At 45.9% G+C, this 19847-nt stretch carries 23 protein-coding genes; 8 read left to right on the top strand and 15 right to left on the bottom strand.

All coding sequences use genetic code 11. The features are described 5' to 3' along the window. The first annotated feature begins 150 nt into the window (after positions 1-150). From M1E03_RS13400 to M1E03_RS13415, 4 genes are all read left to right on the top strand, one after another. On the top strand, positions 151-765 hold the full coding sequence (locus M1E03_RS13400) for a YhcN/YlaJ family sporulation lipoprotein (RefSeq protein WP_020451265.1): 615 nt from the start codon (positions 151-153) through the stop codon (positions 763-765). A 119-nt stretch (positions 766-884) separates the two neighbouring features. Next, the gene (locus M1E03_RS13405; protein ID WP_003181456.1) at positions 885-1091 is read left to right on the top strand and encodes a YlaI family protein; all 207 of its coding nucleotides are present in this window, start codon (positions 885-887) and stop codon (positions 1089-1091) included. 138 nt (positions 1092-1229) lie between these two features. Further along, entirely contained in the window at positions 1230-2726 is a 1497-nt protein-coding gene (locus tag M1E03_RS13410) for a monooxygenase (RefSeq protein WP_020451264.1), read from the top strand. 72 nt (positions 2727-2798) lie between these two features. After that, complete coding sequence (locus M1E03_RS13415; protein WP_020451263.1) at positions 2799-3305, top strand: MarR family transcriptional regulator; 507 nt, start codon at positions 2799-2801, stop codon at positions 3303-3305. Positions 3306-3326: 21 nt separating this feature from the next. Here the strand turns inward: M1E03_RS13415 and M1E03_RS13420 are convergent, their stop codons facing one another. Together M1E03_RS13420 and typA are read right to left on the bottom strand one after the other, a co-directional pair. Next, on the bottom strand, positions 3327-3647 hold the full coding sequence (locus tag M1E03_RS13420; protein WP_003181448.1) for a YlaH-like family protein: 321 nt from the start codon (positions 3645-3647) through the stop codon (positions 3327-3329). Between the two features lie 57 nt (positions 3648-3704). Then, on the bottom strand, positions 3705-5543 hold the full coding sequence (gene typA, locus M1E03_RS13425) for a translational GTPase TypA (protein ID WP_020451262.1): 1839 nt from the start codon (positions 5541-5543) through the stop codon (positions 3705-3707). Positions 5544-5703: 160 nt separating this feature from the next. On the opposite strand from typA, the gene M1E03_RS13430 reads away from it, so the two are divergent. Next, the gene (locus M1E03_RS13430; RefSeq protein WP_020451261.1) at positions 5704-5892 is read left to right on the top strand and encodes a YlaF family protein; all 189 of its coding nucleotides are present in this window, start codon (positions 5704-5706) and stop codon (positions 5890-5892) included. A 77-nt stretch (positions 5893-5969) separates the two neighbouring features. Here the strand turns inward: M1E03_RS13430 and M1E03_RS13435 are convergent, their stop codons facing one another. The 7 genes from M1E03_RS13435 to M1E03_RS13465 all read right to left on the bottom strand — a co-directional run bounded on the left by M1E03_RS13435 (position 5970) and on the right by M1E03_RS13465 (position 10665). Further along, positions 5970-6266 (bottom strand): anti-sigma factor family protein, encoded by a 297-nt coding sequence (locus M1E03_RS13435; RefSeq protein ID WP_020451259.1) that lies wholly within the window; start codon positions 6264-6266, stop codon positions 5970-5972. A gap of 4 nt (positions 6267-6270) precedes the next feature. After that, positions 6271-6786: a sigma-70 family RNA polymerase sigma factor gene (locus tag M1E03_RS13440; protein ID WP_328031394.1), complete on the bottom strand. Its 516-nt coding sequence runs from the start codon at positions 6784-6786 to the stop codon at positions 6271-6273. After that, positions 6787-7059, bottom strand: coding sequence for a hypothetical protein (locus M1E03_RS13445; RefSeq protein ID WP_020451257.1), 273 nt, complete (start codon positions 7057-7059; stop codon positions 6787-6789). Next, entirely contained in the window at positions 7049-8971 is a 1923-nt protein-coding gene (locus M1E03_RS13450; RefSeq protein ID WP_328031396.1) for a hypothetical protein, read from the bottom strand. The genes M1E03_RS13445 and M1E03_RS13450 overlap by 11 nt, the downstream gene beginning before the upstream one ends. Before the next feature lie 121 nt (positions 8972-9092). Then, the gene (locus tag M1E03_RS13455; protein WP_105978948.1) at positions 9093-9548 is read right to left on the bottom strand and encodes a GNAT family N-acetyltransferase; all 456 of its coding nucleotides are present in this window, start codon (positions 9546-9548) and stop codon (positions 9093-9095) included. Continuing rightward, entirely contained in the window at positions 9541-10335 is a 795-nt protein-coding gene (locus M1E03_RS13460; RefSeq protein WP_020451254.1) for an inositol monophosphatase family protein, read from the bottom strand. The genes M1E03_RS13455 and M1E03_RS13460 overlap by 8 nt, the downstream gene beginning before the upstream one ends. A gap of 141 nt (positions 10336-10476) precedes the next feature. After that, the gene (locus M1E03_RS13465; protein WP_020451253.1) at positions 10477-10665 is read right to left on the bottom strand and encodes a hypothetical protein; all 189 of its coding nucleotides are present in this window, start codon (positions 10663-10665) and stop codon (positions 10477-10479) included. Between the two features lie 243 nt (positions 10666-10908). Here M1E03_RS13465 and M1E03_RS13470 point away from each other — a divergent pair, with 243 nt between their 5' ends. Beyond that, positions 10909-11544, top strand: coding sequence for a YktB family protein (locus M1E03_RS13470; RefSeq protein WP_050820754.1), 636 nt, complete (start codon positions 10909-10911; stop codon positions 11542-11544). 52 nt (positions 11545-11596) lie between these two features. Here the strand turns inward: M1E03_RS13470 and M1E03_RS13475 are convergent, their stop codons facing one another. Continuing rightward, positions 11597-11872 (bottom strand): UPF0223 family protein, encoded by a 276-nt coding sequence (locus M1E03_RS13475; RefSeq protein WP_020451251.1) that lies wholly within the window; start codon positions 11870-11872, stop codon positions 11597-11599. A 248-nt stretch (positions 11873-12120) separates the two neighbouring features. Here M1E03_RS13475 and M1E03_RS13480 point away from each other — a divergent pair, with 248 nt between their 5' ends. Continuing rightward, entirely contained in the window at positions 12121-13593 is a 1473-nt protein-coding gene (locus M1E03_RS13480; RefSeq protein ID WP_095290397.1) for an aminotransferase class I/II-fold pyridoxal phosphate-dependent enzyme, read from the top strand. Positions 13594-13638: 45 nt separating this feature from the next. Here M1E03_RS13480 and M1E03_RS13485 read toward each other — a convergent pair whose 3' ends face one another. Continuing rightward, positions 13639-13758 (bottom strand): GapA-binding peptide SR1P, encoded by a 120-nt coding sequence (locus tag M1E03_RS13485; RefSeq protein ID WP_020451249.1) that lies wholly within the window; start codon positions 13756-13758, stop codon positions 13639-13641. Positions 13759-14297: 539 nt separating this feature from the next. Between M1E03_RS13485 and M1E03_RS13490 the strand changes: the two genes are divergently transcribed. Beyond that, the gene (locus M1E03_RS13490) at positions 14298-14516 is read left to right on the top strand and encodes a hypothetical protein (protein WP_223254789.1); all 219 of its coding nucleotides are present in this window, start codon (positions 14298-14300) and stop codon (positions 14514-14516) included. A gap of 90 nt (positions 14517-14606) precedes the next feature. On the opposite strand, the gene lpdA is transcribed toward M1E03_RS13490, so the two are convergent. From lpdA to pdhA, 4 genes are all read right to left on the bottom strand, one after another. Continuing rightward, positions 14607-16019, bottom strand: a complete 1413-nt coding sequence (lpdA, locus tag M1E03_RS13495; protein ID WP_020451247.1) for a dihydrolipoyl dehydrogenase — start codon at positions 16017-16019, stop codon at positions 14607-14609. A gap of 4 nt (positions 16020-16023) precedes the next feature. After that, positions 16024-17316 carry a dihydrolipoamide acetyltransferase family protein gene (locus M1E03_RS13500; protein WP_026579774.1) on the bottom strand — a complete coding sequence of 431 codons (1293 nt, stop codon included), beginning with the start codon at positions 17314-17316 and terminating at the stop codon, positions 16024-16026. A gap of 159 nt (positions 17317-17475) precedes the next feature. After that, positions 17476-18453: a pyruvate dehydrogenase complex E1 component subunit beta gene (gene pdhB / locus M1E03_RS13505; RefSeq protein WP_020451245.1), complete on the bottom strand. Its 978-nt coding sequence runs from the start codon at positions 18451-18453 to the stop codon at positions 17476-17478. A gap of 3 nt (positions 18454-18456) precedes the next feature. Then, on the bottom strand, positions 18457-19572 hold the full coding sequence (gene pdhA, locus M1E03_RS13510; protein WP_020451244.1) for a pyruvate dehydrogenase (acetyl-transferring) E1 component subunit alpha: 1116 nt from the start codon (positions 19570-19572) through the stop codon (positions 18457-18459). Between the last annotated feature and the right edge of the window lie 275 nt (positions 19573-19847).

The following is a 19847-nucleotide window of genomic DNA, read 5'->3' on the forward strand; positions in this document are numbered from 1 at the left end:
CGCCTCCTGATCAGGATTTTTAGCCTTTTCTTTTCAATTGGGTTAAAAGCTGATGGAGCGCCCGCTAAAATATATGTTTTTGTGAATAAAGATAGAAGGTTAATTCAACAATAAAAATTAATGAAAGCATTTTTAAGGAGGCAACCTCAAGTGCGAATCTTTTTTTTGATCCTAATTCAAACCGTTATGCTGCTTTCAGCCTGCGGCATTCAAAATAATGCCCGAAATGAAGCGAACGAGCTTCCCGGCAACAAACCGATTCAAGTAAAAAACAGCTCCCAAGAGCCGGTGAACCGTAAAGACGGGCAAGCCATCTCGCGGCGCCTTGTGAAGATCACCGAAAGCGTTCCGGGTGTCAATGATGCAACCGCCGTCGTGCTCGGCAGGCTAGCCGTCGTCGGAATTGATGTGAAAGACAATTTGGAGCGCAGCAAAGTCGAATCTATTAAGTATTCCGTGGCTGAAGCGCTGCAGAATGACCCTTACGGAGCAAACGCCGCCGTTGTCGCAGATCCCGACACCGTCAACCGCCTGCGGGCAATGGGCAGGGAAATTCAAGCGGGACGCCCTGTCAAAGGGATTCTCGACGAGCTGGCAGCCATCGTCGGGCGCGTCCTTCCTGAAGTGCCGAACGACGCAACAGACAATCAGCAAACAAATCCTACAAAATCCAACAACGACCAGTTGAATGACAGAAACCAGAAACAGCTTGAAAAGGAGCAGAATAAGCAATCAAACAAGCATATGAAAAATCGGCAGCCATAACTTTTAAAAGCCTGTGCCACTGTTTTCTTGACGGCACAGGCTTTTTCCTTTTTTCTATAGGAGAAAATTTATTTGTCCGATTGATTAAGGTATAATGAATCGTAAGTGAGGTGAATCAAGTGAGGGTAAAGTGTTCATTGTGTGACAAAATCGAAAAAATCGATGATGACACACTCATTGCCAAACGTCTCCGAAACCGGCCGATACATACTTATATGTGCCATGAATGCAGCGAACGAATTAAAATCAAAACAGAAAACCGGATGAAAACCGGCCGTTTTAAGCTATATCCGCACAGAAAAGATAAAGAGCAGATCAAGTCATGAAAGCATGGACAAGCTCCATGCTTTTTTATCGGCTTTTTTGTTACACGAGTAACAAAATTAAAGATTATAGTTGATAAACATTTTCATTTGTAGTATGTTAAAATTGTTTCATACGTAACAAAAAAGGAGTGATTCATCATGGATTTTGATGTACTGATTGCAGGCGGCGGCCCCGTCGGTCTGATGACGGCTTCCGAGCTGGCTTTGGCCGGTGTCCGGACCTGTATTGTCGAACGGCTGAAAGAGCCTTCGCCATTCTCAAAAGCGCTCACGCTGCATCCGCGCTCAATCGAAATACTTGAAATGAGGGGGCTTGGAGAACGGTTTAAGGAAATTGGCAAGCCGAGCCCTTCGGGGCATTTTGCCGGTCTAAAGACTGGATTGGACTTTTCTGCGCTTGATACGCAAGCCAATTTTACATTGATCATCCCTCAGTACGAAACCGAGAAGGTGCTTGAGGAACATGCGCGAAATCTCGGTGTCTGCATCCTTCGCGATCATGAAGTTCTCGCTTTCCGCGAGTATGAGGAAACGGCCGAGCTCGTCGTCCAGGGACCCGACGGCCTGTCCTTTCTAACCGCTTCCTATATCGTCGGTGCTGACGGAGCCGGAAGTACCATCCGCAAGCAGGCGCGTATCGCTTTTTCAGGAACTGATGCGAATATCACCGCAATGCTTGCGGATGTGTCGCTTGAAAATCCGCCGGAATCGCATTTTTATACTTGCGTGAACCGTGAAGGCGGCGTTGTGATCGTGCCTTTAGACGACGGCATTTTCCGCGTCCTCATAACGGCGCCGCACATGCCTCAAGCTTTGCTTCACGAGCCCGTCACACTGGAAGAATTAAAAAAAGAACTCAACCGCATCTGCGGCACGGACTTTGGAATTGACAGCCCGGTTTGGATGTCCCGCTTCGGAAATGCCAGCAAGTTGGCAGAGCATTACCGCTCCGGCAGAATTTTCTTGGCTGGAGATGCCGCGCATATTCATTTTCCTGCAGGAGGGCAAGGTTTAAATGTCGGACTTCAGGACGCAATGAACCTTGGCTGGAAGCTCGCAGCAAAGATCAACGGACGGTGCCCCGACTGGCTGCTTGACAGTTACCATAATGAAAGACATACTGTCGGGGAAGCGCTGCTCGTCAATACACAAATCCAAACAAAGCTGTTTGATTTTACACGTGAAGGCCTGTACCTCCGCGAATTATTATCCGGCATTCTCGGATTTTCAGACGTCAATCGCTATCTGGCAGAACAAATTGCGGCGCTCAGCGTGAAATACAAAGCAGATGAAAAGATGCCTGAACATGAGCTGAACGGAAAACGTCTCCCAGATATCGATCTGACCCTTTCAGATGGTACTGTCAAACGGCTCTACACTTTTCTCCGTGATGGACGCTTTTTATTAGCAGCATTCGGGATAGAAACGAAGGAATTTTCCACCATTCCTCACGTCCGCCGTATACAAGTGAAAGCAATTGACGGCAGGCCTGAATGGAATGGGGTAAAAGCAGCGCTGATCCGTCCCGACGGCCACGTGGCCTGGGCTGTCGACGAATCCATGGAAAACGCGGAGCAATTGATTGCCGATGGTATCCACCGCTGGTGCGGGAACTCTCACATTCAGTCTGTTTAATCATTTTGTTTCATGCGCAACAAAATGATATAATCAAAGCAGAAACATCGATTAAAGGAGCCGATTTTCTGCATGGAGCATTTAACACACGCAAAACAAGAAATATTCGATCTGTACATCAGGCTCATTCATCAGCAAGAGCAGCAAGAAACCGTCATGAAAGAGCGCATCTCCGCTGAAATGAAAAAGATGGAACGCGAATTCGGAGCTGAACTGAAACTCAACATGTCTGACATCCATACGATCAGCTGCATTGGCGACCACGAACCGATCAACGTCACCTCGATTTCCGAGAAAATGGGATTTTCAAAAGCGACGGTCTCAAGGATCACCGCAAAGCTGACCGAAAAAGGCCTCGTCAGCAAGACACAGCTCAGCGACAATAAAAAAGAAATCTACTTCCGCTTAAGCCATAAAGGGAGAAGTATTCATCACCTTCACCAGCGTGAGCACGAAAAAATCGAACAAAGGTTTAAACGATTTTTAAGCCGGTATTCAGCAGATGAGATTCTTTTTGCCAGGGCTTTGTTTCGGGACTTATTAACAGCGGATTTTCTGGCGGATACAGAAAAGACATAGCCTTCTTTGGCTATGTCTTTTCTACGTATTCGCCCCCGTCTGCTCTTTTTTCGAACGGTGCAGACGGATTTTGTAAATCGAAAGGATTAAAACGGCTACGATCAGCCCTTCTCCAACCGGCAGAAAAACGCCGAAAAAAGTTAAAAACGTACAGCCTAGCGCCAGAAAAAAGTAAATGATCGCCGTTTTCAACAGCGGCAGCCGTTTGGCGAACCCCAGTTTAAAGACGACCGCAGACAGGACGAAGATGGTGGCATAAAGCCACCACATTCCCGCCTCAGGATTCTGGTCCACTTTATAAAGAGCGGCAAAAAACGACAGCCGTTCACTTACATCAGTCAAAAAGATTCCCCTCCCCTTTGCTTAGTTGGGTTGCTCTTTTTTTAGGTTCTGCAAATGTTACGACAATCCTGCCAGCTTTTTCTTTTTCGCTGCTTTTTCGCGTTCGTTTTTGTCGAGAATTTTCTTTCTCAATCTGATGGATTCAGGCGTGACTTCGCAGTACTCATCCTCGTTCAAGTATTCAAGCGATTCTTCAAGCGACATGATACGCGGTTTTTTCATGCTGACCGTCTGATCTTTCGTCGCTGAGCGCACGTTTGTCTGCTGCTTCATTTTATTGATGTTGACGACAAGGTCGTTTTCACGGTTGTGCTCGCCGACGATCATGCCTTCATATACTTCTGTGCCCGGCTCGACAAAAATCACGCCGCGTTCTTCAACGCCTTGAATGCCGTAAGCTGAAGCTTTCCCGGTATCCATTGAAACAAGCACACCTTGGCGGCGTCCGCCGACTTGCCCAGGCTCAACAGGCTGATAGCTGTCAAACGTATGGTTTAAAATCCCGAAACCGCGTGTAAGGGAAAGGAATTCGGTTGAGTAGCCGATTAATCCGCGTGAAGGAACGTTGAAAATCAGGCGGACCTGCCCGTTTCCGTTATTGATCATGTCGATCATTTCACCTTTGCGCGCGCCCATTGATTCCATTACAGATCCGGTATGCTCTTCAGGCACATCGATTTGCACGCGTTCAACAGGCTCACAGCGAACGCCGTCGATTTCTTTAATGATGACTTCCGGCTTCGATACTTGCAGTTCAAAGCCTTCACGGCGCATGTTTTCGATTAAAATCGACAAATGCAGCTCACCGCGACCGGATACGACCCAGGCGTCAGGAGATGGCGTCGGATCGACTCGAAGGCTGACATCTGTCTGAAGCTGCTGTTCAAGGCGCTCTTCAATCTTCCTGGCCGTGACATATTTTCCTTCGCGACCGGCAAAAGGACTGTTGTTAACCGCGAACGTCATTTGAAGCGTCGGCTCGTCAATGCGCAGAACCGGAAGCGCCTCTTGATGCTCAATCGGGCAGACGGTCTCTCCGACATTGATGTCTTCCATTCCTGATACCGCGACAAGGTCGCCGGCTTTCGCTTCTTCAATTTCGACTCTTTTCAAGCCCTGGAAACCGAAGATTTTCGTTACGCGGAACGGCTTGATAGAACCGTCAAGCTTCATTAAAGCAACTTGCTGTCCGACCTTCATCGTTCCTCTGAACACGCGTCCGATTCCGATACGGCCGACATAATCATTGTAGTCAAGCAGAGCGACCTGGAACTGCAAAGGCTCCTCATGGTTATCGACAGGACAAGGAATATGGTTGACAATCGCTTCGAATAAAGCTTCCATATTTTCATCCTGCTGCTTCGGATCAGCTGAAGCGGTGCCGTTGATCGCAGAAGCGTAAACAACCGGGAATTCAAGCTGTTCTTCATTGGCATCAAGCTCGATAAACAAATCGAGCACTTCGTCAACGACCTCTTCAGGCCGGGCAAAATCGCGGTCGATCTTATTGACAACAACGATTGGCGTCAAGTTTTGCTCAAGTGCTTTTTTCAGCACAAAGCGGGTTTGCGGCATGCAGCCTTCATAAGCGTCAACAACAAGCAGAACGCCGTCGACCATTTTCATGATCCGCTCAACTTCCCCGCCGAAATCTGCGTGTCCCGGAGTATCCAAAATATTAATGCGTGTATCTTTATAGTTAATCGCTGTATTTTTCGCTAAAATCGTAATGCCGCGCTCTCTTTCCAAGTCATTGGAATCCATGGCGCGCTCCGCCACGTTTTCATTTGCACGGAATGTGCCAGCCTGATGGAGGAGCTGATCCACAAGCGTCGTTTTTCCATGGTCAACGTGGGCGATAATAGCGATATTGCGAAGATCTTCTCGAAGTTTCACATTTTCATCTCCTAAAAAATTTAGATAATCTTTCATATTATAACTGACGAACGAAGTTATTTCAATTTCTTTCAAATATCCAGCTTCGGTTGACCCTTTCTATTCAGCGCGATTTTCTGTAAACTAACAGTAGACTTCATACTAAGGGGATGGGAAAACAGTGAAACAAATCAAATGGATATTCTTATTATTCGCACTTGCTGCAGTGATCAGCATCATGATGATCGGCGTTGCAGTCGCCGAAAAAAGCGCTGCCGGCGTCGCAATTGCCGTCGCAATTCTGATCGTCATTATGGGGAGCGGTTTTACTCTCAAAAAAAGAATGCGCGAAAAAGGCCTGCTTGAATAAAAAAGAGCCCCTTCCGGCTGAAGGGGCTTTTGATTATTAAATTCCAAAAAAACTGGCGGCAGGTTGCCCGCCAGTTCTTATAAAAAGAATAAATAAATCAAAAGCATCAGCAAGTAGCCTCCGCCAAAAAGCGCTGCCCCTTTGAGAATCAGCCTTTGATAGTATGCTTTCCTGAATTTTTGTTCTTCCGCTTCTCCTGCTTCCGTTGGCAATCTGTCGTCATCATGAAAATTGACAGGTTCCCTCATCATGTCATACATTTCCCGGCAATCTGCACACGTTTTGATGTGCGCCATAACCAAATGTTCCGTTTTGCGGCTGCAATCGCCTTCTATGTATAGAGGCAGTAAATCTCTCACAAGATGACATTTCATATTGTTAAACCTCCCTGCCTTCCAAGCTTTTTTTCAGCTCAAGGCGGGCCCGGTGAAGATTGGTTTTTACCTTTGACAGTTTCCAATCGAGCACTTCCGCTATTTCCTCATAGGAAAGCTCCTGAAACTCTCTTAAAATAAGTACGGTCTGGTAATGTTCTTTCAGCCGGTCAATGTGATGTTTCAGCTCCTCCTGCCTTATGGCGTTTGCCAAATGGCTTTCAGGCATTTCAAACGTGTGCTGTTCCATGTCGCCGCAGGCCGTCACATCGGAAAACCGGATTTTTTTATCTTTTCTGTACCAGTTGATAAACGTATGATGCGCGATCGTATACAGCCATGTTTTGATCGAGGAATGGCCTCTGAAAGACTCCAGGCCCGCAAAAGCTTTCAGAAACGTATCCTGTGCCAGGTCTTTCGCCGTCTCAAGCTGATGGGTTCGCCTGTACAAATAGTACATAATGTCATGATAATATTCCCTGTACAGTTCTTCAATCGTCTGTTTTTTATTGGAAGCCATTTAGAAAAAAAACCACACCGTCATCCAAATCGAAAGGAGCAGGAAAGCACCATACAACGAGTAAACAAAAACCATGATATGACGGAGCTGCTGACGATCATCTGCCTTTTGTATGCCGGGAAGCGTTCTATTCTCGACTGCTGCCTCTTCAGCCTGGCCTTGAAAAAGCTGCTCATGCTCTTTCATCCAGATCACGGTTTCCTCTTCCAGTTCACCTTCTTGATAGAGCTCATACAAATCAAGAAACACCGCTTTTTTTTCTTCACTTGTCATCAAATTGTTTCACCTCATTTGTTAAGGCATCAACCAAGTATGCATCATGTTCGTTTGAGCCGAACGGCTGGATGATGACAAGCCACGCATACCGGCTCTTTTGATCCCCGTCTGAAACAATCACAAGCTTCGTCCGTTTATAATAAACCAACCCTTTTTGATAGTGTTCAGACACTTTCCGAAAAGCCTTTTCCCCGTCTGCATATGTGTAGGGGGGCTTTTCATCCGCTTTGCGAAAATATTTTCTCACCGTCAGATAAGCTCCCTCTTCATGCTTCGTCATGGTCCAGCTCGTATTTAATACAGCATCGCTTTCTTTTTTCTGAAATTCTATCAGATCCTTTTCTAACTCCACCCTTTTCAGCTGAGAAAGGTCTTGATCAAATAATGAAAGCAAGCGTTTTTCGAGCTCTTGTCCGCGATAAGGCAAGGCGCTTTCAGATGTGAACGTAATAGCCGTTAATGCACCTGTTACAGGATGGAACGCCATCTCCGTTCCGTCGCTTGTCTTCACGTTTATGGATGCCGAGTTGAGGCTGGATGGAAATAATAAATCAATATCTGTCAGCTGATAAGCTGAGACGGGTATACCCAGCTTACGATAGACCGCTTCAACACCCCGCTCGATATCCTGACCAGAAACGCGGGCTTGTTTCACGCTTTCTAAGTTGTAAACAGACGTGTCCTCGGAAAAACCTATCAGTGTTTCCTTCCTCCAAGTAAACCCCATTGTGCTTAATTCAGGATCCTGGCCTTCACGGTAAAATTCAACAGTAGCTTCGTCGTCATCACGGCTTACTTTTGCCTTGATTTGTTTGTCAAGTTCGCGGCCGTGTTCCCGCAGAAATTGCTTCGACCGCTTGATATACGCCTGATCGGACAGGATATTCCCGCTAGGCTCTTTTTGATTGTAATAATTGGTGATCACCCCCGTCCAGCCGTCAACGTACGCCTCGTAATCCTTCGTTTTAAAATGATAAACGTTGTGAAAATCCTGGTTGGTGGCTGACAAATAGATCAAGCTGTCCGTCGGAAAAAACGAGCTGACAGTCTGCTTCGCTTCTTTAACCGAAACAGGTTGAAAATTGGCATCAACCACGTCTGAAACCTCAGGGTGTGAGATTGTAAAAGCGGCATCTGCCAAATTGTAAAAAGGGTTAAGAAGTAGTGTGAAAAATACGGCGGTGCCCGCGGCTAAAACACGCTTCACCATCAAAAAAGGCTTTCTCGAGCCATTCAGCAAGTGATATGTCATAAGAAAACCGAGCATGGTCAGAAATACGTTCAGCGGAAAAAATTCGTAGCCGAGCTTTTTGATGAAGAAACCGCCGATCGTCACAATGTAAAAAATCGAAAGGAGAACGTAACGGTTTCTTTTCCAATAAAGCTGAAAAAACAAGCAGATCATCAGCCCCGGAACCCCGATGAGCAGCACCAATACAAGCAGCAATTGTTCGAGATCAGCCCCGTTTTCCTTTAAATAGACAGCAGAGCCGAACAGCGATTGGAAAAACGGCATCGTCATCACCGCAATGTCAAATGCAAAAAACAGCCCCTTGCCCCCTTTTTCTGCGAGTGTCATCATATAATGAAATGAGACAAGCAAAATATAGCCGAACAGCAAAAACTGCATAAAAGGCAGGAGCGCATCTTGTTCTTCTATGTACAGGTTTGAAAACTCAGCGGCTTTCATTTGGTGAGCCAATTCAAACGAAAGGGCGCCTACCAAAATCAGCCTGAGCGCGATGCCTGCGTAAAAAAAGAGGCGCCGCCTGCTCACTTTCGGATGAAATGACACGACATACAGAAGGGCAAGGCCTGTCAAACACCACTGAATGACAAGCATGCTCTGCCTGCTTAAAATAAAATAACGTTCAAAATGGAGCACATAATCACTAAATAGTTCAATCAATTTCCACCACAATTCCTTTACATCAAATTAAGGCCTCATCATCATAGACAAACAAGGCAGCATTATGTTTCAAAAAATCATAAAAAATGAGACCTGTTGTCAAACAAGTCTCATTGAAGCATCAAGCAAGGGGCAACACCATAATCAAATATCGTTTTCCCTCTTTATCTTTTTCCGTTTTCAGCTGTTCAAATCCCGAACGGGCGAGCATGTTCAGCCACGCGTCCTTTTCATATGGCACCGCCGCAAACAACGCTTTATGTCCCTTTTCTTTCAAACGTTTGCCGATCGTTTCAATCACTTCTTTTGCCCGGCCTTTTTGGCGGAAATCGGGATGGACAAGAAGCGTTCCGAGCCAAGGCTTGCCGTTAGAAGGCGCCCATTCGAGATGAAAGCTCAGAGCCGCCGGCAGGCCCCTGTCTTCCCACACAAGCCATTCACCGTTATACATCGCATAAGCACTCATATAGCGTTCCAGGCTGTTTCCGTCAAGCTCTTCCTTCGTCCACCCGGGGCTTGCTTCGGCCAGCTCCTCAAAAAAGGCGAAATCGGAAGAAGAGAAAGACCTGCTATTCATGCGGCAAATATTCGTTGAAAATCGCCCGGTGAGCTGCCGGATTGCCGGCTACGATGCTGTGGTTTTCAAGAAAATTAAGCGGCTTCCCGTCAATTGTCGTATATGTTCCGCCGACTTCATCAAGCAGGATGCAGCCGGCGGCGTAATCCCAAGGGGCAAGTCTCATCGTCACATACACATCCATTCTGCCGGCTGCAACATAAGCGAGTTCCAAAGCCGCTGAACCGTATGACCGGGTCCCTCTGACGCGCTTGACAAGCGGAGATAATACGCTTGGATCGATCCGTCTGTTCTCGGTGATCCATGTCGCATTGATGGCCAGAATTGATTCTTCAAGCGGCACTTCTTTCATCTTGCCGAGCTTTGTATCATTCATGTAAGCACCTTCGCCTTGAAAAGCATGATAAAGCTCGTCGTGAGTCACATCATAAATCAAACCGATTTTGCCTTTTCCGTTTTCAAAAATGCCGATTGAAATCGCAAAATTGCGTTTTTGATGAATAAAGTTCATCGTGCCATCGATCGGATCTATGATCCAAACGATGCCATCCAAAGATGTAAGCTTGTCCCCCTGGCCTTCTTCGCCAAGAATATGATGATCCGGAAAAACCGATTGGATTTTTTCAATGAAAAAACGCTCTGTTTCCTTGTCAATGTTTGTGACAAGGTCATTTGGATTCGATTTCGTTTCGATTGTCATCTTTTCTTTCATTGACTGCTGAATTCTCTGACCAGCTTCTTTCACCCAGCTTTTCGCCAGGCGGTCGATTTCCTTCCAGTTTGTCATCACACTACCTCTTTTCTATGTATACCTGTTGATTTATTCATAGCATACTGATATTAGCCGGGAAAAATCAAGAAAAATGACAAATGATCAGGCGGCCCAGATAAAAACGAACCTCTCAAACGGTTCGTTTTTATTATGGTTTCAACCATATAATCTAATCCATTCTTTTCTGAGTCGTTCCAGTTTGCGCTTGCTCAACTCGATTTGGGTTTCATCCTTTTTTTCCATGGCTTCAAAAAGCGTTGCAAGTTCATAATCGACCTCAAGCCTCCAAACAGCGGCCCGATTGTCTTTTTCCTCTTTCAATCCTTGTTTCACAATTGGTTTCATGTGCCCTACGCCCCCTCCAGAGAAAATTGATGTCAAAGAGAATCCTTCTGGTTTTAGTCCTAAGCGTGATTTATATTAATTTCTTATTCATATCGTATGAAGTGCTCAAACATTCGCAACGTTATTCTAAAAATTGTGTGTTTACCTAACGATTCCCCAAAATCCGCGAAGCGAAACGTAATTTTTTGTTTGAAAAGCCGACTGTGATACAATATCTTTACTGATTGGACAAGGAGGAACACAATGAGCAGTCTGCGTTTTACTGAAGAGGATTTTCGTACATTTACAATAGAAGGTTTAGATGCGCGGATGAGCGTTCTGAAAGAAACCGTGCGCCCGAAACTTGAAGGGCTCGGCGATCATTTTGCGCCTGTACTGTCCGCATTGACAGGAGATGAAATGTTTGTCCACGTCGCAAAGCACGCGCGCCGCTCGGTCAATCCGCCGGACGACAGCTGGGTTGCTTTTGCAAACAATAAGCGCGGCTATAAAAAGCTGCCTCATTTCCAAATTGGTTTATGGGAAACCCACGTGTTCGTATGGTTTGCATTGATCTATGAGTCTCCTCTCAAGCAGGAATACGGCCAGCTGTTTAAAAAGCATCTGCCGGACATTGAAAGCAACATTCCAAGCCGTTTTGTCTGGTCGGCCGATCATACGAAACCGGGCGTCATAAGACAGTCTGAGATGGACGATAAAGAGCTGGAGAACCTGTTTGAACGTCTCGTCAACGTGAAGAAAGCAGAAGCACTTTGCGGTATTCAGCTTGCAAAAGACGAAGTGCTGCAAATGAGCGAAGAGGCGTTTCTATCCGAAATCGAAGCGGCTTTTGAAAAGCTCGCCTTCCTTTACCGCCTGACGCAGAAAGTATCGGTTTAAACAAAAAGGGATGGCCTGTTGTGCCCATCCCTTTTTGTTTTGGATTTTCTCATTACATTTTAATTTTCGTATTTTCCGTTTGTTCCTTTGCTTTTTTGACTGCCTGATACGGAGAGTAATCGCTCGCTTCTTCAAACTGGCTGCAGAGCTTTTTTTCCTCCGCTTTTCCCGGAACGATTTCTTTAAAGCGGCGGTAAGCACTCATTAGTACATCGCGCTCAACGCCTTTTTCATAAGCGAGCTCAACCGTCTGAAAAAACGATATAACGTCTATCGCTTCCTCTGTGCTCCAGTCTTCATTCATCGGATATTGGTATCCTTCTTCCATTTGGTTCATCTCCTTGTGCAGTTCGGCCTGACGGCTTGTTTGGCTTTAGTATTGGTTTTCTTTTTTGCGACTATCCAAAGGGACAGAGAAGCCTTAAAGATGATAAAATGTTCTTTACATTCTTTCAAGAACATAATATAATTCATTTGTTTTATGCCATCAAGCAAAAACGCAAAATAACTCAACGATTTTTGATAAAGAATAGTCTTTAAGGAAATAGCAGGTTTATCATGAAGGTGGGAAAACAATTGTTGCAGCACGAAACACCCCTATATACCGGATTAAAAAAACACGCCGGCAAAAACCCGATCCAGTTCCATATACCCGGGCACAAAAAAGGCTCCGGGATGGACCCTGAATTCAGGGCGTTTATCGGAGAAAACGCATTAAGCATAGATTTAATCAATATCGAGCCTCTCGACGATCTGCACGCACCGAAAGGAATCATCAAACAGGCGCAGGATCTGGCGGCTGAAGCATTCGGAGCCGACTACACGTTTTTTTCCGTCCAGGGAACGAGCGGCGCCATCATGACGATGGTCATGGCCGTATGCGGCCCCGGAGACAAAATCATCGTGCCGAGAAATGTTCATAAATCGGTCATGTCAGCGATCGTCTTCTCAGGCGCAGTACCGATCTTCATCCATCCGGAAATTGACGATGAGTTGGGAATTTCACACGGAATCACCCCTGAATCAGCGAAAAAAGCGCTGCTTGAGCATCCTGACGCAAAGGGGCTTCTAGTCATCAACCCGACTTATTTCGGCATAGCTGCAGACTTAAGAAGCATCGTGGAGCTGGCTCATTCATTTCATATCCCTGTGCTTGTTGACGAAGCACACGGCGTTCACATCCATTTCCACGAAGATCTGCCTCTTTCTGCCATGCAGGCCGGAGCGGATATGGCGGCGACGAGCGTTCATAAGCTCGGAGGATCCCTTACACAGAGCTCGATTCTCAATATGAAAGAAGGTCTTGTTTCAAAAGAAAGAGTTCAATCGATTTTAAGCATGCTGACGACGACATCGACCTCCTATTTATTGCTCGCTTCACTTGATGTCGCAAGAAAACGCTTAGCCACAGAGGGACACGAACTGATCGAACAAACGATTAAGCTCGCTGATGAAACAAGGGATCGCATCAATGAAATCAACGGTATTTCATGCGTCGGGAGGGAAATCCTCGGCTCCAAAGCGGCTTTTAACTATGATCCGACCAAATTGATCATATCTGTGAAAGACCTCGGGCTGACCGGGCATGATGTTGAAAAATGGCTGCGCGAGTCATGTCAAATCGAAGTGGAGCTTTCTGACTTATACAACATCCTGTGCATTTTTACACCGGGAGACCGGAAAGAGGATGCGGATGCGCTGATCAAAGGCTTAGCCGACATCGCTCAGCAGGCCGCCTCTGCTGCGGAAAACAGACGCAAGCCTGAAGTGCTTCTGCCAAACATTCCAGCGCTTGCAATGACACCGCGTGACGCTTTTTATGCAAATACGGAAATCATTCCGTTTAAAAAAGCCGCCGGCAGAATCATTGCCGAATTTGTGATGGTTTATCCGCCAGGGATACCGATCTTCATTCCAGGCGAGATCATTACCGAGGATAATATCAACTACATCGAAAAGAACCTCGAAGCAGGGCTGCCTGTTCAGGGACCGGAAGATGACACCCTCCATATGATCCGCGTCATTAAAGAACAGCAAGCAATCCTGTAAAAAACAGAAAAGCATGCGGCACTGTAAATGGCCGCATGCTTTTTTCTATTCTTCCTCTCTAAGATGGCAGTTGCACTGTCCGCACGTTCCGTAAAGAATCGTCACTTTCTCATCTTCAAAATGCTGAATGGTTTCATTGCAGTCTTGACAAACGATCGTGCCCATCTTTCATTCCCCTTTTCTTTTCAAAATGGAAGCGTTTAAATTTGTTACCTTTATAATATTATGTCACATTAATATTGTCAACGGTTAATTGTATAACACATTTAAATCATTTTTGCTCTTTTTTCAAAAAAAAGGCCATTCATGTTATATATGTATTCCTGCTTAAAGCTTATGCAGAACGCTTCCCTGCTGATTCCGACTATGTACCCATCAAATCCGTTCAATCTGCAACGTCTCATAAATAAAACAGCAGTTATCAATTGTGTAACAAATGGGTAACAACGAAAGATTATTTCAATTATCATGATAAAATAGGAATTGTTTACTAATCGAACAGGAAAATCGGCTTGCATTATATAGAGAGGTGAGGAGACGTCATGTGGTTTCGAGCGATATTCACCGCCGCAATTTGTTTCCTTTTTTTGACGAGTGGATGTTCTTTATCTCACATCATGCCTGACCATGAGCAGCAGCAAAGCGCCAACCAACGCCACCTCAAGCTCATCTTTTTTTCCGATGACGAGCATATGGGGCAGGAAGTGGCTTACTATGATGCGCTTTTGGATTTAAAAAAAGAATTTCCCGAACAGGTTTCAAATATGGAAATTTCACATGAAAAAGGCCAGTGGAAAAAAGAGGTTAAAATCTTTCCAAGCTTGCTGCTTGTTCATGATAAAAAAGTACTGGTTAAAATTGAAGGAAAAATAAAAGATAAAGATAAAATTGTAAAGCTTCTTCAAAAAGAATTGAAGCATTAAAAATCCCCTGTGTATGTGCCAGGGGATTTTCTATCTTGAGCAATTGCTAAAATACATAAAAAAACCCCCTGCTGGGGGTTTTTCATTTAATTATTTTACAACGTGAATCGGCATGCCAATGGCAACTTCTGCAGCTTCCATTGTGATTTCTCCCAATGTAGGGTGAGCATGGATTGTCATGGCGATATCTTCAGCAGTCATGCCTGCTTCGATTGCCAAGCTCAGCTCAGAAATCATGTCAGAAGCACTTGCTCCGGCAATTTGTGCACCGATGACTAAACCGTCTTCTTTGCGTGTTACAAGTTTAAGGAAACCGTCAGTTTCGTTTAATGACAGCGCACGTCCGTTTGCAGCAAACGGGAATTTGGCTGCAGTCACTGCAAGACCTTCTTCTTTAGCCTGTGCTTCAGTGTAACCCACAGATGCAAGTTCAGGCTCAGAGAAGACGACCGCAGGAATTCCGAGATAGTCGATTTCCGCTGCTTCTCCGGCAATCGCTTCAGCAGCGATTTTACCTTCATAAGAAGCTTTATGTGCAAGCGGAGGACCTTCGATGATGTCGCCGATCGCATAGATGTTCGGAATGTTTGTACGGCATTGTTTGTCCGTTTTGATGATGCCGCGGTCCGTCATTTCAACGCCTACTTGTTCAAGTCCAAGCTCGTCCGTGTTTGCAACGCGGCCGACAGTGACAAGTACGTAGTCCGCATCGATCGTTTGCTCTTCGCCTTTCACTTCGAACGTAACGGTTACGCCGTCAGCTTTTTCTTCTACGCCTTTAGCCATAGCTTTTGTATGGATTTCAACGTTGCCTTTTTTCTTCAGGTTGCGTTTAACAAGAGAGCTCATTTGCTTCTCAAAGCCTGGAAGGATTTCTTCTCCGCCTTCAAGAATGACAACTTCAGTGCCGAAGTTTGCATATGCAGTACCGAGCTCAGTTCCGATGTAGCCGCCGCCGATGACAACGAGCTTCTTAGGAATTTCTTTCAGTGCAAGCGCACCTGTTGAATTCAGTACGCGGTCGCTATATTTGAAGTTTGGCAATTCGATAGGGCGAGAACCCGTTGCAATGATCGCATTTTTGAACGTGTATGTCTGAGCTGAATTCTCATCCATCACGCGTACAGAATTGCTGTCTACAAAGTACGCTTCGCCTTTTACGATGTCGACTTTGTTGCCTTTCAGAAGGCCTTCAACACCGCCGGTAAGCTTATTAACGACAGAGGCTTTCCATTCTTGAACTTTTGTAAAGTCAACTTTTACGTTTTCAGCAGTGATCCCCATCTCTTCAGAATGCTTTGCATTCTCATAGCGGTGGCCTGCATTGATCAGCGCTTTTGAAGGGATACATCCGACATTCAGACATACGCCTCCAAGATTGCCTTTTTCAACGATTGTTACTTTTTGTCCAAGCTGAGCAGCGCGGATGGCAGCTACATAGCCGCCAGGTCCCGCACCAATGACAAGAGTATCTGTTTCAATAGGGAAATCTCCTACTACCATTACATTACGCCTCCATTAAAATTAATTGTGGATCGTTCAGCAAACGCTTGATGTGATTTAATGCGTTTTGTGCAGTTGCGCCGTCGATCATACGGTGGTCGAAGCTTAGAGAAAGAGCCAGAACAGGTGCAGCGACGATTTCGCCGTCACGAACGACAGCTTTCTCAGCGATGCGGCCGATTCCAAGGATCGCAACTTCCGGATGGTTGATAACCGGTGTGAACCATTGACCGCCGGCAGAGCCGATATTCGTAATTGTGCAAGAAGCGCCTTTCATTTCAGCAGGAGCAAGTTTGCCGTCGCGTGCTTTTGTCGCAAGTTCGTTGATTTCATTTGAAATCTCAAAAACAGCTTTGCGGTCCGCATTTTTAACGACCGGCACAAGCAGGCCTTTGTCAGTGTCTGCCGCAATACCGATGTTGTAGTAGTGCTTCTGAATCACTTCATCTGTATTGTCGTCAATTGATGTATTCAGGACTGGATATTTTTTCAGAGCTGATGTTAAAGCTTTTACCACGTAAGGCAGGTAAGTCAGCTTAATTCCTTGATCAGCCGCAACTTGTTTAAACTGCTTGCGGTGAGCGACAAGGTTTGTCACATCGACTTCGTCCATTAGTGTAACGTGTGGAGCGGTATGTTTTGAGTTGACCATAGCTTTTGCGATGGCTTTGCGGATTCCGCTCATTTTCTCGCGTGTTTCAGGGAATTCGCCTTCAGGCACTTGAACCGCCGCTGCAGGTTTTTGTGCAGCAGGCTCTGCTTTTTCTTCAGCTTGAGCAGCCTGAGCGTTTCCGGCAGTTCCTCCGTTTAAGAAGCTGTCGATATCTTCTTTCAGAACGCGGCCGTTTTTGCCCGAACCTGAAACATTCACGATATCAACGCCTTTTTCACGGGCATACTTGCGTACAGATGGCATTGCAATGACGCGCTTATTCGGATCTGCATCCGCTTGCTCGTTTGCTTCCGCTGCTTCTGCTGGTGCATCAGTTTCTTGTTTGTCAGCTTCTTCCGCTTTCGCTTCGCCTGATTCGTCGCCTTTGAATTGAAGATCTTCGTAACCTGGTGCATCAAATGTGATGATTGTCTGCCCAACGGTTGCGACTGTTCCCTCTTCAACTTTTAATTCTAATACTTTTCCTTTAACAGGTGAAGGAATTTCTACAACTGCTTTATCGTTTTGGACCTCTGCCAAAACGTCATCTTCGTTTACCTCGTCGTTTGGCTTGACGAACCATTTTACGATTTCGCCTTCGTGGATTCCTTCCCCGATATCCGGAAGTTTAAATTCAAATGCCACAGTTTTCGACCTCCTAAGATTATTACGTAGTTGATATAATGGTCAGCCTGCTTATTTAGGCTGACTGTCAGTAGACGGCTACAGTTTCTCCGACTGACTGTGGAAATGCATGAAGGGAAAAAGGCTGGTATCAGCTTTTCCCTTATTGTTCAGATCTTATTAGAATTCCAATACTTTTTTCGCAGTTTCAAGCACGTCTTTATGGTTTGGAAGCCATACGCTTTCAGCTTGAGAGAATGCGAATACCGTATCAGGAGCAGTGACGCGAAGCACCGGAGCTTCGAGGCTCAAAATCGCGCGGTCGTTGATTTCGGCAACAACGTTTGCAGCCACTCCAGCCTGTTTTTGCGCCTCTTGAACGACGATCGCGCGGCCTGTTTTTTCCACAGATGCGATGATCGTGTCGATGTCAAGCGGGCTGACTGTGCGAAGGTCGACAACCTCAGCAGATACGCCTTCTTTTTCAAGCTCTTCCGCAGCTTTTAATGACTCGTGAACCATCGCTCCGTATGTGATGATGGAAAGGTCTGTTCCTTCGCGTTTCACATCGGCTTTGCCGATTTCAATTGTGTATTCCTCTTCAGGAACTTCCTGACGGAATGAACGATAAAGTTTCATATGCTCAAGGAAGACAACCGGATCGTTATCGCGGATCGCGGAGATTAAAAGTCCTTTAGCATCGTACGGAGTTGAAGGAATGACGACTTTAAGTCCAGGCTGCTGTGCAACGAGTCCTTCCAAGCTGTCCGCGTGAAGTTCAGGCGTATGAACACCGCCGCCGAACGGAGAGCGGATTGTCACTGGTGAAGTCCAGCGGCCGCCGGAACGGTAGCGCATCCGTGCCATTTGTCCGGAAACTGAGTCCATCACTTCGTACACAAAGCCGAAAAATTGAATTTCCATTACAGGACGGAAGCCTTGTAAGCCTAAGCCGAGTGCAAGGCCGCCGATACCAGATTCAGCAAGAGGAGTGTCAAATACGCGATCCTCACCAAACTCTTTTTGCAATCCTTCAGTCGCACGGAACACGCCGCCGTTAACACCGACGTCTTCTCCGAAAACTAAGACATTTTCGTCATTTTTCAGTTCTGTGCGTAACGCATCAGTGATTGCTTGAATCATTGTCATTTGCGCCATGGCTTACTTCGACTCCTTCTCTTTATAAATTTCCTTTTGTTCTGCAAGGTTGTAAGGAAGCTCTTCATACATGATGTCGATCAGGTCGGTCACTTTTTGCTTCGGCTCTTCGTCAGCTTTTTTGATCGCCTGCTTGATTTCTTCTTTCGCTTCTTCAATTACCTTGCTTTCTTCTTCTTCAGACCAAAGGCCTTTGTTTTCCAAGAATTTGCGGAAACGGACAAGCGGATCTTTCTGCTCCCACTCATTCTCGATTTCTTTCGTACGGTATTTCGTCGGGTCGTCACCGGCCATAGTATGAGGACCGTAACGGAAGCAAAGCGTTTCGATCAGGGTAGGGCCTTCGCCGTTTACAGCGCGCTCGCGTGCTTCGCGTGTCGCAGCGTATACAGCAAGGGCATCCATGCCGTCTACTTGAACGCCGACGATACCTGCAGCCGCAGCTTTTTGTGCGATTGTTTGAGCTGCTGATTGCTTCTCAACAGGTGTAGAAATCGCATAGCGGTTGTTTTGAACAACGAAAATAGCTGGAGCTTTATACGCACCGGCAAAGTTGATGCCTTCGTAGAAGTCACCTTGGGAAGCACCGCCGTCTCCAGTATAAGTGATCGCCACAGCCTGTTTGCCGCGTTTTTTCAAGCCGAGTGCAACACCAGCCGTCTGGATGTATTGCGCACCGATAATAATTTGCGGCGACAGCGCATTGACATCATCCGGCATTTGGTTGCCGCGGAAATGTCCACGAGAGAACAAGAATGCTTGATAAAGCGGAAGTCCGTGCCAGATCAGCTGCGGAACATCACGGTAGCCCGGAAGAACAAAGTCTTCTTTTTCAAGCGCGAAATGCGTAGCAATTTGAGACGCTTCCTGACCGGCAGTCGGCGCGTAGAAGCCAAGGCGGCCTTGTCTGTTCAAAGAAATAGAACGCTGATCCAAAATGCGTGTATACACCATGCGGCGCATTAATTCTTTTAATTGATCATCAGATAGATCAGGCATTGCCGCTTCATTAACGACTTCGCCTTCTTCATTCAAAATTTGAAACGTTTCGAACTGCTTTTTAATGGCATCGAATTGCTTTTTGCTATCAACGATTGCTTTTTTCGTTTTTGCAGCCATATAAAGTCACCTCTTCCTTTCTTTTGACAGTCATAGACGTGTATCCCTTATACATACAGAATTAGGGTGTCCTAAATTGACGGGCGCAACTCATATTTATTTCTTATTAGCCGCTTTGATGGTTGTCGAAACTTTTATGTAAGGACAGCACAACGCGTTCTAAAACTGTATCATTTATAGTTTATGACAAACTAATACAACAAGTTCCACCAAGGCTAAGTTTACACCAGTCGATCATGCTCGTCAATCGATTTCATTCCTGAAATTCAATAAAT

Source organism: Bacillus sp. PK6-013, assembly GCF_054161445.1.